General features: G+C 71.8%; 12 protein-coding genes. 7 read left to right on the top strand and 5 right to left on the bottom strand.

Going from position 1 to position 14463, the window contains the following annotated elements:
- Positions 1-82 precede the first annotated feature (82 nt).
- Complete coding sequence (locus ABS41_RS09350; RefSeq protein ID WP_290593248.1) at positions 83-1771, bottom strand: glycosyltransferase family 39 protein; 1689 nt, start codon at positions 1769-1771, stop codon at positions 83-85.
- Between the two features lie 49 nt (positions 1772-1820).
- On the opposite strand from ABS41_RS09350, the gene ABS41_RS09345 reads away from it, so the two are divergent.
- Positions 1821-2579, top strand: coding sequence for a glycosyltransferase family 2 protein (locus ABS41_RS09345; protein ID WP_290593246.1), 759 nt, complete (start codon positions 1821-1823; stop codon positions 2577-2579).
- On the opposite strand, the gene rsmB is transcribed toward ABS41_RS09345, so the two are convergent.
- Genes rsmB through def form a run of 3 tightly spaced genes read right to left on the bottom strand, consistent with a single transcriptional unit; the run spans position 2580 to position 5321 of the window.
- A complete protein-coding gene (gene rsmB, locus ABS41_RS09340; RefSeq protein WP_290593244.1) occupies positions 2580-3890 on the bottom strand; it encodes a 16S rRNA (cytosine(967)-C(5))-methyltransferase RsmB in 1311 nt (436 codons plus the stop codon).
- Complete coding sequence (gene fmt, locus ABS41_RS09335) at positions 3887-4807, bottom strand: methionyl-tRNA formyltransferase (protein WP_290593337.1); 921 nt, start codon at positions 4805-4807, stop codon at positions 3887-3889. The genes rsmB and fmt overlap by 4 nt, the downstream gene beginning before the upstream one ends.
- A 7-nt stretch (positions 4808-4814) precedes the next feature.
- A complete protein-coding gene (gene def, locus ABS41_RS09330; RefSeq protein ID WP_290593242.1) occupies positions 4815-5321 on the bottom strand; it encodes a peptide deformylase in 507 nt (168 codons plus the stop codon).
- 137 nt (positions 5322-5458) lie between these two features.
- Here def and ABS41_RS09325 point away from each other — a divergent pair, with 137 nt between their 5' ends.
- From ABS41_RS09325 to ABS41_RS09305, 5 genes are all read left to right on the top strand, one after another.
- A complete protein-coding gene (locus tag ABS41_RS09325) occupies positions 5459-6565 on the top strand; it encodes a LysM domain-containing protein (protein ID WP_343123831.1) in 1107 nt (368 codons plus the stop codon).
- Positions 6566-6614: 49 nt separating this feature from the next.
- Positions 6615-7733, top strand: a complete 1119-nt coding sequence (gene dprA / locus ABS41_RS09320; protein ID WP_290593238.1) for a DNA-processing protein DprA — start codon at positions 6615-6617, stop codon at positions 7731-7733.
- 36 nt (positions 7734-7769) lie between these two features.
- The gene (locus ABS41_RS09315) at positions 7770-8243 is read left to right on the top strand and encodes a DUF494 family protein (RefSeq protein WP_290593236.1); all 474 of its coding nucleotides are present in this window, start codon (positions 7770-7772) and stop codon (positions 8241-8243) included.
- 98 nt (positions 8244-8341) lie between these two features.
- Positions 8342-9499 carry an RDD family protein gene (locus ABS41_RS09310; RefSeq protein WP_290593235.1) on the top strand — a complete coding sequence of 386 codons (1158 nt, stop codon included), beginning with the start codon at positions 8342-8344 and terminating at the stop codon, positions 9497-9499.
- 152 nt (positions 9500-9651) lie between these two features.
- Positions 9652-12144 (top strand): DNA topoisomerase I, encoded by a 2493-nt coding sequence (locus tag ABS41_RS09305; protein WP_290593233.1) that lies wholly within the window; start codon positions 9652-9654, stop codon positions 12142-12144.
- 27 nt (positions 12145-12171) lie between these two features.
- Here ABS41_RS09305 and ABS41_RS09300 read toward each other — a convergent pair whose 3' ends face one another.
- Positions 12172-13749, bottom strand: coding sequence for an amidohydrolase family protein (locus ABS41_RS09300; protein ID WP_290593231.1), 1578 nt, complete (start codon positions 13747-13749; stop codon positions 12172-12174).
- Between the two features lie 82 nt (positions 13750-13831).
- Between ABS41_RS09300 and ABS41_RS09295 the strand changes: the two genes are divergently transcribed.
- Positions 13832-14365, top strand: a complete 534-nt coding sequence (locus tag ABS41_RS09295; RefSeq protein WP_290593229.1) for a DUF4124 domain-containing protein — start codon at positions 13832-13834, stop codon at positions 14363-14365.
- Positions 14366-14463 lie beyond the last annotated feature (98 nt).

Below are 14463 nucleotides of genomic sequence, written 5' to 3'. Positions count from 1 at the left end.
TTGCCGCCCTCGACGTTGGCCGTCCCTGCGAACGCCGCCAGTTTAGCGCCAAGCGCGGCCGGCCGGGCCAGCGGCGGGGCGTTCACGGGGCGGTCGGGGCCTCGCAGCCGGCCAGCGCACGCTCGTCGACCAGCCACCACACGCGGCGGTTGGCGGTTCCGACGCGCTGGCTACCGGCCGCGGTGTCCACGCAGGCCAGGTCCTTGCTCGACTGCAGCATCAGCACGCGCTCGCCCGGCGCCTGCGCCAGCCAGGCGCGGGCGCGGGCCAGCTGCACGAGCGGATCGGCGCGGAAGCCGAACTCGGCCACCGGGCCGACGGCCTGCAGCAGGTTCTGCTCCTTCCAGTCCACCAGGCCGATGGTCGTGCCGGGCCCGGCGAGGTCGCGCGCGGCCTGCATCACCTTGCGCGCGGAGTTCTCGTCGTCCAGCAGCGGATGCACCACGAAGCCGTAGCCGCACCACAGCGCCGCCAGCAGCCAGGCGCAGGCCGCCAGCGCGCCGCGCAGCTTCGCCGCCGCCGCAACCAGCACCGCCAGCAGGCCGCTGCCGCCGACCCCGACCAGCATCCACCACAGCCAGCGCGCTTCCTGGCCCAGGCCACGCTCGGCCACCAACTTCGCCTCGAACGAGGGGTCGCCGAACAGGGCCATCAGGCCGCCGGCCGCCAGCACCAGCGACAGCAGCGCGGTGAAGGCCAGCACGAGCAGGCGGAAACCGCGCCGCCGCGAGATGTCGTCGAGGAAGGGCGCGGCCGCCAGCGCCAGCGCCGGCAGCGCCGGCAGGATGTACATGTCGCGTTTGCCGGCGCTGAGGCTGAAGAACACGATCACCAGGCCGAACCAGGCCAGCGGCAGCCAGACCTTTGCGTCGCGAGCCCGCCAGGCCTCGCGCCAGGGGCGCAGCAGCCAGGGCAGCGCCAGCGAAAAAGGCGCCCAGAAGAGCAGCACCACCTGGCCGAAATACCAGAAGGGCTCGTGGTGGTGCCACGGGTCGGCATAACGCTGCGCGGTCTGCTTGAACAGGATGTTGCGCAGGTATTCCTCGTGCTCGGGGTTGCCGCTGGTCAGTCCCACCGCCAGCACCGGCCCCAGCCAGAGCGCGATCGCCGCAAGGAAGGCCAGGCCGCCCGCCCACCAGCGCAGGCCGCTGCCCGCCGGCACCGGCGCCAGGCCCTGCCAGCCCCGCCTCGCCATCAGCGCGAAGGGCAGCAGCGCCAGCAGCGGCAGGAAGCCCACGCCCTTGGTCACCACGCCCAGGCCGGCGGCGAAGCAGGCGGCCAGGTACCAGCGCCAGTGCGGGCCCTGCAGCACGTGCCGGCACAGGCCATAGAAGGCGAAGGTGGTCATGAAGACCAGGGTCGGGTCGATCTGCGCGCGTTTGGCCTGGTAGACGAACTGCAGGCTCACCAGCACCGCCGTCGCCGCCCAGAAGCCGGCGCGCGGGCTCCACAGGCGCCGGCCGAGGTCGTACACCAGAGCCAGCGTGCCCAGGGCCGAAAGCAGCGAGGGCAGCAGGAAGCTGCCGCGCCAGCTGCCCACGAGCCCGTAGGCCAGCGAGAGCAGCCAGAAGTAGATCGGCGGCTTGTCGGGGTAGAGCTCGGCGCCGCGGTGCGGGAACAGGTAGTCGCCGCTGTCGACCATCTGCTTGGCCACCAGCACGAAGCGGGGTTCGTCGGCGGGCCAGGGGTCGCGCAGGCCGTAACCCGCGGCGAGCACCAGCAAGGCCAGTGTGAGCAGGGCGAGGGCGGCTCGACGGTCGGCGGTTGTCATGGCGCGCCACTATAATCACCGGGCCCGCCCCCCGGACAAGCCCGTGCCCATGGCCACGCCCCTGCCCCTCACCGGCATCGTCGTCACCCGCGACGAAGCCGGGCGCATCGCGCGCTGCCTCGGGCCGCTGCTGGCGGTTTGCCGTGAAGTGATCGTGCTCGACTCGGGCTCCACCGACGACACGGTGGCCATCGCCCGCGGCATGGGCGCACAGGTCGAACACCAGGAATGGCTGGGCTACGCCAGCCAGAAGAACACGGCCATCTCGCGCGCGGGCCAGCCCTGGGTGCTGCTGCTCGATGCCGACGAATGGCTCGAGCCGGGCGCGGTCGATGCCTTGCGCGCGCTGTTCGAAACCGGCGCGGTCGAGCATGCCGACGCCTGGCGCCTGCGCCGGCGCGCCCATTTCCTGGGCCATCGAATGCGCGGCGGCGGTTTCGCGCGCGAACCGCTGCCGCGCCTGTTCCGCAACCACCTGCGCTACGAGATCCGGCCGGTGCACGAGGAGCTCGACACCCGCGGCCAGCGCGTGGCGAATTCGCGCATCGGCATCGAGCACGAAATCGCCGGCTGCCCCGAGGCGCACTGGCGCAAGCTCGAGGGCCATGCCCGGCTTTGGGCCGACGACCAGGCCCGGCGCGGCCGGGTGGTGCTGCCCGGCCGCGGCGAACTGGCGGCGCTTGCCTACCTGCTCAAGCACGTGGTGCTGCGCCTGGGCGTGGTCGATGGCCTGCCCGGCCTGCGCTTCCACTGGCTGCAGGCGCGTTACGCCCGGCTCAAGTACCAGCTGCTCGACGACGCCGCCTGATCAGGCCGGCCGGGCCAGCAGCGCGTAGAAAAAACCATCCATGCCGCCCTCGCCCGGCAAGCGCTGGCGGCCGGCGCCGCTGGCGTGGCCAAAGCGCTCGTCCAGCGGCCGCACGACGGCCTCGGGATGGCGCTCGAGGAAGGCCTGCACCTGCGCCGCGTTCTCCTGCACCAGCACCGAGCAGGTGGCGTAGAGCAGCCGGCCGCCGGGCTTGAGCAGCGGCCAGAGCGCATCGAGCAGGCGCGCCTGCAGGACGGCCAGGGATTCGATGTCGGCCTCGCGGCGATGCCATTTGATGTCGGGCTGGCGGCGGATGATGCCGGTGGCCGAACACGGCGCGTCGAGGATGATCGCGTCGAAGGCGCGGCCGTCGAACCAGCCCTCCGGCGCGGCGGCATCGGCGACGCGCACCTGCACGTTCGGCGCCTCCAGGTGCAGGCGCTGGAGCAGCTGCGAGACCTTCGCCAGCCGGCGCGCATCGACGTCCAGCGCCAGCACTTCGCCGTTGCCCAGGGCCGCGACGAGCTGCGCGGCCTTGCCGCCGGGCGCGGCGCAGGCATCGAGCACGCGCTCGCCCGGCCGAGGGTCGAGCGCCAGCACGGCCAGCTGGGCGGCGCCGTCCTGCACCGACAGTGCGCCCTGCTCCCAGCCCGGCAGCGCCTCGACCGGCACCGGGGTGTCCAGGCGCAGCGCGCCCGGAACCTCCGGCACCAGCGCCGCGTCCAGGCCGGCCTCGTGGAGCCGCGCCTGCAGCGCAGCCGCGCTGCCCTGGCGCGGATTGGCGCGCAGCCACAGCGGCGCGGCCTGGTTGTTGGCGGCGAGGATGGCCGCGGCCTGCGCGGGCCAGTCGGCGCGCAGGCGCGCCACCAGCCAGTCCGGATGGCTGCCGGCCACCGCCGGGTCTTCGCTTTCGGGCAGCGCTTCGCGGCTGGCGCGGCGCAGCAGCGCGTTCACCAGCCCGACCAGGCCGCTTCGGCCCAGGTCGCGGGCGGCTTCTGCGGTGGCGCCCACGGCAGCGTGCGGCGCCAGGCCCAGGCCCTTGAGCTGGGCCAGGCCGGCGAGCAGCAGGAAGTGCACGGCCTGGTCACGCCGCGGCAGCGGCCGGGCCAGCCAGCCCGACAGCGCGAACTCATAGCGGCGGCGGTGGCGCAGGGCGTCGAAGCAGATCGCCTCGAGCAGGGCGCGGTCGCGCGGGTCGGCCACGCCCGGCAGGCTTCGGCCGAGCACGGCCTTGAGCGAGCGACCCTCGGCCAGCACGGCCTGCAGCACGCGGGCCGCCTCGGCGCGCAGGGCCGAGCCCGGGCCGCTCATCGGCCGGCCAGCGCCGGGCGGGCGTTGAGGTAATCGGCCACCGGCATGGCCCGGCCCCCTTCGCGCTGCACCTGCAGCAGGCGCAGGGCGCCTTCACCGCAGGCCACGTCCAGTCCTTCGCGGGAGGCGGCGAGCACGGTGCCGGGCGCCTGGCCGTGGGCGAGGTCGAGCGCGCGCGCGGCGTGGATGCGCAGGCGCTCGCCGGCGAGCATGGCCTCGGCCACCGGCCAGGGATTGAAGGCGCGAACGCGATTGGCCAGCTCGCGCGCGGGGCGCGACCAGTCCAGCCGCGCCTCGGCCTTGTCGAGCTTGTGGGCGTAGGTGACGCCTTCGGCAGGCTGCGGCTGCGGCACCGGGCGCATGCCGGCGCGCAGCAGCTTCAGGCCATCGCCCAGCACCTCGGCGCCGAGCGCGGCGAGGCGCTCGTGCAGGCTGCCGCCGGTGTCGTCGTCGGTGATGGGCGTGGCGAGCGAGAGCAGCACCGGGCCGGTGTCCAGGCCCTTCTCCATCTGCATCAGGCACACGCCGGTTTCGGCGTCGCCGGCCTCGAGCGCGCGCTGGATGGGCGCGGCGCCGCGCCAGCGCGGCAGCAGCGAGGCGTGCACGTTCCAGCAGCCGTAACGCGGGATGTCGAGCACCGACTGGGGCAGGATCAGGCCGTAGGCCACCACCACCATCAGGTCGGGCTGCAGGGCGCTCAGTTGTTCACGCGCCTCGGCGGACTTGAAGTTCTCGGGCTGGAACACGGGCAGCTGGCGGGACAGCGCCTCGAGCTTCACCGGCGAAGGCGCCAGCTGGCGGCCGCGGCCGGCCGGGCGGTCGGGCTGGGTCCACACGCCCACCACCTCGCCGCGTCCGGCGGCCGCGCGCAGGCAGGGCACGGCGAACTCCGGCGTACCGGCGAAGACGATGCGCAGGGGCATCTCAGGCGGCGCTGGCGCGCTGCTGCTTGGCGAGCTTCTTCTTGACCTGCTCGCGCTTGAGCGGCGAGAGGTAGTCCACGAAGACCTTGCCGGCCAGGTGGTCCATCTCGTGCTGGATGCACACCGCCAGCAGGCCGTCGGCGTCGAGCTCGAACGCCTTGCCGTCGCGGTCGAGCGCACGCACGCGGATCTTGTTGGCGCGCTTGACGTCGGCGTAGATGCCCGGCACCGACAGGCAGCCTTCCTGGTAGACCTGGTGGCCCTCGGCCGAGAGGATCTCGGGGTTGATGAACACCATTGGCCGGCTCTGGTCCTCGCTTACGTCAAGGACGAGAAGGCGCAGGTGGACATCCACCTGGCTCGCGGCCAGGCCGATGCCCGGCGCGGCGTACATGGTTTCGAACATGTCGTCCACGAGCCGGCGCAGGTCGTCGTCCACCGTTTCGACGGGCTTGGCGACCGTGCGCAGGCGGGGATCGGGGAATTCCAGGATGGGGAGCTTGGCCATGGACGGGAAGATGGGGAACAAGGGCCCGGACCTCAAGGGGCCGGCACGACAGTATACCCCCGGCGGGCTTGCAATCCGGGGCCGGATTTGGGCTATAGTCGCCCAACCTGTCCGGGGAAATCAGGTGGATAGCCGCCATGCTTAAACGGCTTCTTGCAGTTACAGCTGCCATGTTGCTCACCCTCGCGGGCGCCGTCATCGCGGCCGACCTTCGCGGGGACCATCCCACCACGTACGTGGTAAAGAAGGGCGACACCCTTTGGGACATCGCGGGTCGCTTCCTCCAGAAGCCCTGGCTGTGGCCGGAGATCTGGCAGGCCAACCCGCAGGTGCAGAATCCGCACCTCATCTACCCGGGACAGGTGCTGAGCCTGGTCTATGTGGATGGCCAGCCGCGCGTGCAGGCCGAAGGCCCGCAGGTCGGCGAGGCGGTCAATACGATCCCGCTGTCCGAGGTCGAGGCGCTGCTCAAGCACTTCACCGTGGTCGAGGATCCGAAGGCCCTGCCCCACGTCATCGGCCTCGAGGACGACCGGCTCTACAGCACGGCCGGCCAGCTGGTCTACGTGCGCGGCCTGCAGGGCGCGGCGCCGGGCATGGTGGTCGACATCGCCCGCCCGGTGAACGTCTTCGGCGGCGGCAACAAGCGCAACCTGCCGGGCGCCAGCCCGCTGGACTTCCGCAGCGACCGCCAGCACAGCCACTGGGTGGTGCCGCCGGGCTTCGGCGAGGCCACCGGCGAGAAGCTGGGCTACGAGCTGCAGATCCACGCCACCGGCGAAGTCACCGCCGTCAGGGGCGAGGTCGCTTCGGTGGTGCTGCGCGAGGAAGGCCGCGAGATCCGCGTCGGCGACCGCGTCATGCCGTCCGAGGCCCAGCCCTACGACCTGCAGTTCCTGCCGCGCGCCCCGGACAACGTCCCGGCCGGCGCCCGCATCCTGGCCGTCGCCGACGGCATGCAGTCCGGTCCGCACCTGGTGGTGGCGCTGTCGGTGGGTGCCCGCGACGGCATCCGCAACGGCCACGTCATGTCGATCTGGAACGAAGGCAGCCGCGTCGCCGACGTCGTCAGCCACCGCACCGGTGCCGCCGCCAAGGCCGACAAGGTGCAGCTGCCGGACGAGTTCGTGGGCAACCTGATGGTGTTCCGCACCTTCGACAAGGTCAGCTACGCGCTGGTGATGGATGGCATCCGGCCGGTGCATCACGGCGACTTGCTGAAACATCCCGACGCCACCGAATAAGCTTTTCCTACATCACGGCGCCCCAGGGCGCCGTGATGCTGTCGGGGCCATGGAACCCGACACCGCCCTGCTCCTGCTGGCCCGCGCCGGCCTTCCCGCCGCCTTGCTGAGGCACCTGCTCGAAAGCCAGCCCGGCCCCGAGGCCGCCCTCGCGGCCGCACGCCATGGCGCCGGCCTGCCGCTGCCCGACCCGGCTCGCGATGCCCTGGCCCGGCCCTGCCCGCGGCAACTTGGCAACGACCAGGCCTGGCTGGCCGGCCGTGGCCGGAGCGTCCTGGCCTGGCACTCGCCCGACTATCCCGCCCTGCTGCGGCGCACCCCGTCGCCGCCGCCGCTGCTCTTCCTCGAGGGCGACCCCGCGCTGCTCTGGCACCCGCAGGTGGCGGTGGTCGGCAGCCGGCATCCCTCGCCGGGCGGGCGGCAGCGCGCCCGCGGGTTCGCGCGCGTGTTCGCCGAGGCCGGCTGGGCGGTCACCAGCGGCCTGGCCGAAGGCATCGATGCCGCCGCCCACGAGGGCACGCTCGAGGCCGGCGGGCGCACCCTGGCCGTGATCGGCACCGGGCCGGACCTGGCCTACCCGCGCCGCAACGCCGGCCTGATGGCGCGCATCGCCGCCGAGGGTCTCGTGGTCAGCGAACACCCGCCCGGCACCGCGGCCATGCCCAGCCACTTCCCCGGCCGCAACCGCATCATCGCCGGGCTGTCGCTGGGCACCGTGGTCGTCGAGGCCGCACTGCGCTCGGGCGCCCTGATCAGCGCCCGGCTGGCGGCCGAGGCCGGGCGCGAGGTGTTCGCCCTGCCCGGCTCGGTGGACAACCCGGTGGCCCGCGGCTGCCACCGCCTGATCCGCGAGGGCGCGGCCCTGGTGGAGACGCCCGGCGAAGTCATCGCGGCGCTCGGGCCGGTGGCCGCCAGCCTGGCCGAATCACTGCGCGGACGCCTTGGCGAGGCCCCCGACGCTGCCTCCGGACGCTCAGCCGGCGGACAGCCGTCCCTCCCCGACGACCACAAGCGCTTGTGGTCCGCCCTCGGCCACGACCCCAGCTCTTTGGATGAACTGGCCGGTCGAACAGGATTGACGGTGGCCGAACTGTCCTCCATGCTGCTGGTCATGGAGTTGGAAGGGCGGGTGGTCGCCGACAACGGCCGCTACGCCCGGCGCCCCTGACCTTCCCATCGCGCCGCCTGGCGCAGGCTGAGGGTAATGAAAGAGACCATACTGGACGTCCTGCTGTACCTGTTCGAGCACTACTTCTACGACGACCCCGACGCCGTCCGGGACCGCGACTCGCTCCAGAACGGCCTGATCCAGGCCGGATTCACCCCCGCCGAAATCAACAAGGCCTTCGACTGGCTCGACGAACTCGCGCGCCAGCGCCCGGCCGTGGCCGCGCCGCGGCCGCAGACCCCGGTGCGGGTGTACTCCGAACCCGAGCTCGACCGCCTCGATGCCGACTGCCGCGGCTTCCTGATGTTCCTCGAACACAGCGGCGTGCTCGACGCCCACCAGCGCGAGCTGGTGCTCGACCGCGTGATGGCGCTCGACCAGGACGAAGTCGACGTGGACGACCTCAAGTGGGTGGTGCTGATGGTGCTGTTCAACCAGCCCGGCTCCGAGGCCGCCTATGCCTGGATGGAAAGCCAGATGTTCGAGGACGAGCCCGAACCGGTTCACTGAACCCGCGTTCGCCGCTACCCTGTGAAGGCGCCCGGCACCGGCCGGGCGTTTTCTTTTGGGGAGCGCGACGCCCGGCGTCGCCACGGGGAGTGGGAACCATGGTGATGTGGTACTTCGTCGACGATGCGCACGTGCGCCAGGGACCGCTGGGTGCCGAGGCGCTGGCCGAGGCCTTCCGCCGGGGCCAGGTGCGGCGCGAGAGCCTGGTCTGGCGTGAAGGCATGGCCCAGTGGGAGCCGCTGGAGGCACACCTCTCCGAGCTGCCGCTGCCCGCGCCGGCCGTCCCGCCCGTGCCGCCGCTGGTGGCCAGTGCCGCGCCCGCGCAGGGCCCGGCCGCCCCCGCCGACATCGACCGGGTCCAGGACGCCGGCTTCCTGCGCCGCCTGGGCGCCTACCTCATCGACGGCCTGCTGCTGGGCAGCGCCTACTACGTGGTGCTGATGATCGGCTCGGTGATCATCGCGGTCATGGCGGCCAGCCAGGTCGACGGCGAAACCGTGGCCATCACCGGTGGCGTGCTGCTGGTGCTGGCCTATGCGCTGATGAGCTACTTCTATTACGTGGGCATGGAGCGCTCGAAGCTGCAGGCCACCGTGGGCAAGCTGGCCCTGGGCATCAAGGTGGTCGACGCCGGCGGCCGGCGCCTGGGCTGGGGCAAGGCTTCGGCCCGCTGGGCCGGCAGCCTGCTGTCCTATGCCACGCTCTACATCGGCTTCTTCCTGGCGGGCTGGACCCGCCGCAAGCAGGCCCTGCACGACCTGCTGGCCGGCACCTACGTGGTCGACAAGTGGGCCTACAGCGAGCAGCCCGGCCGCCAGGGCACCGGCATCAATGGCGCCGTGATCGCGGTGCTGGTGGTGGTGATGGGCATGGTCGCCGTGGGTGTCATCGCCATCCTGGCCGCCATCGCCCTGCCCGCCTACCAGGACTACGTCATCCGCTCGCAGGTGGCCGCGGCCCTGGCCGAAGGCCGCTCGGTCGGCGTGATGGTGGACGAGTTCAAGGCCAATACCGACCGCTGCCCGCGGGACGTGGAGGAGCTGGGCCAGGGCTCGGCGGCCAGCCTGAACGTGCGGGTGATCCGCCTCACCGAACCCGAGGAGGGCTACTGCGACCTGGTCCTGGTGCTCTCCGACCGCACCGAGCTGCGGGGTGCCGCGGGCGGCACCCTGACCCTGCAGTACGACGGCGACGGCAGCCGCAGCTGCACCGCCGAGGGCGTCCCGTCCCGCTACCTGCCGGAAGCCTGCCGCTAGGCCGGCCCCGGCCCCCGGGGCGGGGCCTTGCTTGACAGGCCCGCCCCGCGTGGGGCCTTAATGAATAAAGAAGAATCCCCCCGGCCCGCGTCCCCCGCGGGCCGCGCCATCTGGGCGTCCGCAAACGGCGGCCGCCCTGGAGCATCCCCGGCATGGCCAAGAACCTACTCATCGTCGAGTCGCCCGCCAAGGCCAAGACGATCAACAAGTACCTGGGCAAGGACTTCCACGTCCTGGCCTCGTACGGCCACGTCCGCGACCTGGTGCCCAAGGAAGGCGCCGTCGACCCGGAGCATGGCTTCGCCATGCGCTACGAGCTGATCGAGAAGAACACCAAGCACGTCGAGGCCATCGCCAAGGCGGCCAAGGCGGCCGACGCCATCTACCTGGCCACCGACCCGGACCGCGAAGGGGAGGCCATCAGCTGGCACATCTCGGAGATCCTCAAGGAGCGCAACCTGCTCAAGGGCAAGGACCTGCACCGGGTGGTGTTCACCGAGATCACGCCGCGCGCCATCCGGGAGGCGGTCGACCACCCGCGCCAGGTGGCCGCCGACCTGGTGGACGCCCAGCAGGCGCGCCGCGCCCTGGACTACCTGGTGGGCTTCAACCTCTCGCCGGTGCTGTGGCGCAAGGTGCAGCGCGGCCTCTCGGCCGGCCGCGTGCAGTCGCCGGCCCTGCGCATGATCGTCGAGCGCGAGGAGGAGATCGAAGCCTTCGTGCCGCGCGAGTACTGGAGCGTCGAGGCCGAGCTCAACCACCCGCAGCAGGGCTTCACCGCCCGCCTGGTGAAGCTCGACGGCCAGAAGTTCGAGCAGTTCACCCTCACCAATGCCAAGGACGCCGAGGCCGCCCGCGCGCGCCTGGTGAAGGCCGCCGGCGACGCCCTGCGCGTCACCGACGTGGCCAGCAAGGAGCGCAAGCGCCGCCCGGCGCCGCCCTTCATCACCTCGACCCTGCAGCAGGAGGCCGCGCGCAAGCTCGGCTTCACCACCTCGCGCACCATGCGCGTGGCGCAGAAGCTTTATGAAGGCGTCGCGATCGGCGAGGAAGGCACCGTCGGCCTGATCAGCTACATGCGTACCGACTCGGTGAACCTGTCGGTGGACGCGGTGAAGGAAATCCGCGACGTCATCGCCCGCGACTTCGGCACCGGCGCGGTGCCGGACAAGCCCAACGAATACAAGTCCAAGTCCAAGAACGCGCAGGAAGCCCACGAGGCCATCCGCCCGACCTCGGCGCTGCGCACGCCGGCCTCGATCGCCAAGTACCTCGACGACGACGCGCGCCGCCTCTACGAACTGGTGTGGAAGCGCACCGTGGCCTCGCAGATGGTGCCGGCGACGATGAACACCGTTTCGGTCGAGCTGGCCGCCGGCAGCGAGCACAGCTTCCGCGCCAGCGGCACCACCATCATCGACCCGGGCTTCCTGGCCGTGTACGAGGAAGGCAAGGATGCCAAGACCAGCGAGGACGAGGACGAGGGCCGCAAGCTGCCGCCGATGAAGCCCGGCCAGAACGTGCCGCTGGGCAGCATCCACACCGACCAGCACTTCACCGAGCCGCCGCCGCGCTTCTCGGAAGCCTCGCTGGTCAAGGCGCTGGAGGAATACGGCATCGGCCGTCCGTCCACCTACGCCAGCATCATCCAGGTGCTGCAGGGCCGCGAGTACGTCTACCTCGACAACCGCCGCTTCCGCCCCAGCGACGTGGGCCGCGCGGTGGCCAAGTTCCTCACCAGCCACTTCGCGCAGTACGTCGACTACGACTTCACCGCCAGGCTCGAGGACGAGCTCGACGCGGTGGCCGCCGGCGAAGCGGCCTGGGTTCCGCTGATGGAGCGGTTCTGGAAGCCGTTCAAGTCGACGGTGGAGGAAAAGAGCGAGTCGGTCGACCGCTCCGAAGCCACCGGCGCGCGCCTGCTGGGCACCGACCCGAAGTCGGGCAAGCCGGTGTCGGTGCGCCTGGGCCGCTACGGGCCCTACGCCCAGATCGGCCACATGGACGACGAGGAGAAGCCCAAGTTCGCCTCGCTGCGCCCGGGCACCTCGATGCACACGATCACGCTCGAGGACGCGCTGCCGCTGTTCGACCTGCCGCGCACCGTCGGCGAGATGGACGGCAAGCCGGTGACGGTGGCGATCGGCCGCTTCGGTCCCTTCGCCAAGCGCGGCGACACCTATGCCTCGCTGGGCAAGGAGGACGATCCGTACACGATCACCTTCGAGCGCGCGGCCGAGCTGATCCGCGCCAAGGAGGAGATGATCGCCAACCGCACGATCAAGACCTTCCCGGGCACCGGGATCCAGGTGCTCAACGGCCGCTTCGGGCCCTACGTCACCGACGGCGAGAAGAACGGCAAGATCCCCAAGGACCGCGACCCGGCCAGCCTGACCCAGGCCGAGTGCGAGGCCCTGCTGGCCGAGGGCAAGCCGGTGCGCAAGGGCGGCCGCTTCGGCAAGAAGGTGGCCGCCAAGAAGGCGCCGGCGAAGAAGGCCGCCAAGGCCGCCGACGCCGACGCGCCGAAGAAGGCCGTGGCCAAGAAGGCGACCAGGAAGGTCGCGAAGAAGGCCACCGCCAAGAAGGCGACCAAGAAGGCCGCCAAGAAAGCCACGAAGAAAGTCGCGAAAAAGGCCGCCGGCTAAGCCCGGCGGCGCCCCGCGGCGCGGGCCTCAGCGGCCCGGCTGCGGCAGGCGCTCGATGCCGCGGCGCGCCTTCTCGGCCGCCACGATGCGGCGCACGTCGGCCAGCAGCGCGGCCGCGTCGTAAACGATGCCGTCCTTGATCGTGTAGCGCACGCCGCCCACGCGCGTGGGCTCGCCGTCGGCGCCCAGGCGGATGTGGCCGGTGCCGTAGAGCACCTTGAGGTTGGCCAGCGGGTTCTCCGACAGCACCACCAGGTCGGCCAGCTTGCCCGGCTCGATCGACCCGATGCGCTCGTCGGCGCGCAGCGCCTCGGCGCCGCTGAGCGTGGCCGCGCGCATCACCTCCAGCGGGTGGAAGCCGGCCTCGCGCAGCATCTCCAGCTCCTCGATGGTGCCGAAGCCGTAGGTCTTGTAGATGTAGCCCGAATCGCTGCCGACCGTGACGCGGCCGCCGCGGTCCTTGTAGTCGTCCACGAAGGCCATCCAGCGGCGGTAGTTGTCCTTCCAGTCGGCTTCCTGCTCGCTGCCCCAGTCGAAGAAGAAGCTGCCGTGGTTGTGGCGGCTGGGCGTGAAGAAATCCCACAGCGCCGGATGGGTGTATTCGTCGTGCCACTCGGCGGTGCGCGCGCGCATCAGGTCGCGCGTGGCCTGGTAGATGGTGAAGGTCGGATCGAGGGTGAAGTCGAGCGCGAGCAGCTCGGCCATCACCGCCTCGTAGCGCGGGCTGCCCTTTTCGGCCGCCTGCGCCCAGAGCTTGCCGGCCTCGCCGAAGCGGTCCTGTTCGTCCATGTAGTTGTAGTCGGCCGGGTACTGCTGCACGCGCTGACCGTCGAACAGCGCCTCGGGCAGGCCGTACCAGTGCTCCATGGTGGTCAGGCCCCAGCGCGCGGTGGTGAGCACGTTCACGCGCGCGACGTCGAGCTGGGCGTGGTGGCAGGCGCTGCCCATGCCCTGCTTCCTGAGTTCGTCGAAGGCGGCCTCGAGGATGTCGGGCCGGTAGCCGAAGCACTTCATGCCCAGCGCGCCGCGCGCCTTCATGTCGCGCACCCACTGGCGGGCCTGCTCGGGCGTGGTCATCGGTCCGTCGCGGCCCATGCCGAAGAAGGCGTAGGGGAAGATGCGCGGCGCGGCGATCCGGTTGGCGGCGCTGCGCCGGGCCTCGGACACGCACCAGTCGATGCCGTTGCCGCAGCCGGGGTCGCGCACGCTGGTGATGCCATGCGCCAGCCAGAGTTTGTACACGTACTCGGCGTTGACGCCCTGCTCGTCGCCGCCGATGTGGCCGTGCATGTCGACGATGCCGGGCATGACGTAGTGGCCGGCGAGGTCGATCTCGCGGCCGCCGGGCTTGAGCGCGGGCCGGCCGGCGGGGTCGATCGGCGCGTTGGCGCTGCCGACGATCTGCACGCGCACGATGCGGTTGCCCTCGATGACGATGTCCACGGGCCCGTAGGCCGGCGCGCCGGTGCCGGTGATGACGGTGGCGCCGCGCAGGATCAGCTGCGGCCAGGGGCCTTCGCCCTCGGTGCGTTCGGGCGCCGGCGGGATGGCGGCCAGGGCCGGGGCGGCGAGCAGCAGCAGGGCCAGGCGAAGCAGTCGGAGCATGGGGTTTCCCGGGCTGGAAGTGGCGGCGTCGCGGGCGGACAATGCCGGCATGCATCGACGCTGGTGGCCAAGCTTAGCCATTTTGCTCGCCTGCGTCGGCCCGGCCGGCGCGCAGCAGATCACGGTCTATCGCTGCACCGACGCCCAGGGCCGGGTGACGCTGCAGGACGCGCCCTGCGCGGCCGGCCAGGCCCAGGAGCAGCGCAGCATGGTGCGCCCGCAGGATCCGCCACCGCGGCCGGCGCCGCCGGACGAGCCGCCGGCCGAAGCCGAACCCCTCATCGAGGCGCCGCCACCGCCGCTGCCGCTGCCGCCCCCGCCGATGTACCTGTGCACGGCCTACGACGGCGAAACCCGGTACAGCGAGAACTACGACCCCAACCCGCGCTGCGTGCCGCTGGCGGTGCTCGGCTACGACGCCGGCCCCTGGGGCGCCACCTGCCGCTGGGTCGAGGACTCCTGCGTGCTGCTCGACGACGCCGGTTCCTGCCAGGTGTTCAAGGACAAGCTCCGCCAGGCCCGCTCCGACGCCCTGCACGCCTTCAGCGACACCGCCGCCTACCGCAAGTCCGAAGTCCGCCGCCTCACCCAGGTCGTCGACGCCTCCTGCCGCTAGCCCCTGTAGGAGCAACTGTCTTGCTCAGGCCGGGTGGACCCTCCAATCGGTCTGATCCCTAATCATGGCGTTCAGGCGGATTGCCAGTATGCGCATGC

It is taken from the genome of Arenimonas sp. SCN 70-307, from assembly GCF_001724815.1.
Classification (GTDB): Bacteria; Pseudomonadota; Gammaproteobacteria; order Xanthomonadales; family Xanthomonadaceae; genus Arenimonas.
The sequence above is the reverse complement of the archived record's forward strand: the minus strand, read 5'-3'. Positions and strand labels throughout refer to the sequence as shown.

What these genes read in the sequence shown, in the direction of transcription:
- def (WP_290593242.1), bottom strand. Translation starts at nt 5,321, where the DNA reads ATGGCCAAGCTCCCCATCCTGGAATTCCCCGATCCCCGCCTGCGCACG.
- rsmB (WP_290593244.1), bottom strand. Translation starts at nt 3,890, where the DNA reads ATGAGCGGCCCGGGCTCGGCCCTGCGCGCCGAGGCGGCCCGCGTGCTG.
- ABS41_RS09325 (WP_343123831.1), top strand. Translation starts at nt 5,459, where the DNA reads ATGCTTAAACGGCTTCTTGCAGTTACAGCTGCCATGTTGCTCACCCTC.
- ABS41_RS09315 (WP_290593236.1), top strand. Translation starts at nt 7,770, where the DNA reads ATGAAAGAGACCATACTGGACGTCCTGCTGTACCTGTTCGAGCACTAC.
- ABS41_RS09345 (WP_290593246.1), top strand. Translation starts at nt 1,821, where the DNA reads ATGGCCACGCCCCTGCCCCTCACCGGCATCGTCGTCACCCGCGACGAA.
- ABS41_RS09310 (WP_290593235.1), top strand. Translation starts at nt 8,342, where the DNA reads ATGGTGATGTGGTACTTCGTCGACGATGCGCACGTGCGCCAGGGACCG.
- ABS41_RS09305 (WP_290593233.1), top strand. Translation starts at nt 9,652, where the DNA reads ATGGCCAAGAACCTACTCATCGTCGAGTCGCCCGCCAAGGCCAAGACG.
- ABS41_RS09300 (WP_290593231.1), bottom strand. Translation starts at nt 13,749, where the DNA reads ATGCTCCGACTGCTTCGCCTGGCCCTGCTGCTGCTCGCCGCCCCGGCC.
- dprA (WP_290593238.1), top strand. Translation starts at nt 6,615, where the DNA reads ATGGAACCCGACACCGCCCTGCTCCTGCTGGCCCGCGCCGGCCTTCCC.
- ABS41_RS09350 (WP_290593248.1), bottom strand. Translation starts at nt 1,771, where the DNA reads ATGACAACCGCCGACCGTCGAGCCGCCCTCGCCCTGCTCACACTGGCC.